Consider the following 2,077-nt stretch of genomic DNA (forward strand, 5'->3'; position numbering starts at 1 on the left):
GTTGAATGGTTATTGACATTTGCTGTCCATCTTGGAATCATTTCTGAAATTTCTTGTAAGGGTTCGAAAAATCAAACCCTTTAGAAACAAGATTCTCTAGTAACTTAATAAATGATTTATCCGCATTAACGCGATTTACTATAATATGGTAATTTATTTTTGATTTTTTATTAATATTGACCACTATGCCTCACTTTTTTTAAAATAAATCATACTGTATGATAAAATCTAGGGTTATGAGGTTGTCTTTCATTATCCCAAAATTCACGGAATCTTCTGTAAGCTAGCGGCTTACCTAATCTAGTAATGTTATCAGCGAAGTCAATAATCGTACAAGTTTCCGTTCCTCCAAATTTAGGTCCTCGGAGGCCTCTTCCCACAATCTGTTCATAGAGTACAACACTTGTTGTCGGTCGACAAACAACAATATATTCTGTTTTAGGGGCATCAAAACCCGTTGTTAAAACTCCATAATTGAACAAAAATTCAATTTTACCTTTTTTAAAAGCCTCTATATACATTCTTCTTGTAGCTTTAGGTGTGTTGGCCGAAATCGAGGCAGCCTTTCTACCTATTGCATTTAAAACCGATGTTAGAAATTCTGCATGATTGACTGTACATGCATATACAAGCGTCGGGGTACCTTTTGGGATTTCCATCAGGTGTCGCACTATGGTTTGATTACGCTGCTCATCATTTGCAAGTACCTCAAGAAATTCTGGTTTAAAATCCCCTTCCGCAACCTCTAATTCATCTTCATTAATTTCTACTTTACTTCCGGACTGATAAACAATATGTCGTGGTTCTGCAAGGTAGCCTTCCGTTCGAAAGTACAACAATGGATTACGATAATATCGGCTGTCTGGTGGAAGTTTAGGCTGTATTAGATATGCTTGAAATTGATCGACCAACTTAGTGGTTTCTTCATTATTCCTGCCAGGTGTGGCAGTAAGGCCACAAATAGGAAATAAATTAGGACCACATAATTCTTCTGCTTTATAAAAAAGACCACGATAAATAGGGGCTACTGCATGATGGGCTTCGTCAATAATCATTGCACCACAGTTTCTTAATATTTCATTTATTACTGAATCATCGCTCTTAATCCTGGAATGAAGCTGTTGAATACTAGCCACTACCACTCCACCAATTAACTGATCCTCTTGTACCTTTTTACCAGCAAAGTATCGATAAATACGCAATGACTCTGGAAACTCTTTTTCCTGCCACATATCAATAATACATGAGATTGCCTGCTCACAAAGTTCTTCACTTTGAGCAATCCAAATCATGTATTTTCCTTCTGAAAATCTAATTTGCATCCATTCAATGAAACTCTCAACAGCAACTCTGGTCTTCCCACCACCAGTTGGTAATGTGACAACACACCGTGTTTTGTCCCCTTCCATCTTTAAGACTTCCAGCATTCGCTCTTTTAACCCTATCTGAAAGTCAGCTAACGGAGGTACAGATTTGCGTGCTTCAATGTCCAACACAGCTTCAGTGGAAGACGATTTTGGTATCGATATTCCTGAAAATATCATTGGGAATCCCAAAGTTTTAACAAAGTCTCGAGGCCATGTACCTCCCATTATCCACTTTTTCTCAGCAAGTGGTCGTAGCATGTAAGATGAGGAGGTTAAATTTCGCCCTTGAGTAGGATTACGATTATATAAACCTTCTATTTCTTTGGGTCCAAGTTGACGAAGAAGGTGTGTTCTAAGTGATCGTACTGCATCATCATGTCCAGAGAAAAGATAAGCTCCTTTTTTTACAATAAGCATCCGAGAAAGGTCTTTTGACTCTATGTTCTCCTTATGTAACGAGTTTAATATTGATTTTAAATTTCTGTGATTGTCATGGCCAAACAATTCCTTTAACAATGTTTGTGGGACTTTGTATTTATCTATTAATAATGTGAGTGCTGTATTTATTTCCTGTTCAGTAGGAAATGCGTTCATTTTTGTCAGTCTCCCTCTTAACAACTTTATATCACTATTTAAATAATATTTTAAAAAAATTAATTCTAACGATTAATAGTAAACTTTTTACATATAAATCACACTAATAATTAGAT

Annotated in this window: 1 protein-coding gene; it reads right to left on the reverse strand. The window is 36.2% G+C overall.

The genetic code is table 11. The features are described from left to right. Positions 1 to 209: 209 nt before the first annotated feature. A complete protein-coding gene (locus tag V7137_RS29765) occupies positions 210 to 1,961 on the reverse strand; it encodes a DEAD/DEAH box helicase (RefSeq protein WP_335701406.1) in 1,752 nt (583 codons plus the stop codon). Positions 1,962 to 2,077: the final 116 nt, after the last annotated feature.

The sequence above is a fragment of the Neobacillus drentensis genome, from assembly GCF_036962765.1.
GTDB lineage: Bacteria > Bacillota > Bacilli > Bacillales > Cytobacillaceae > Neobacillus > Neobacillus drentensis_C.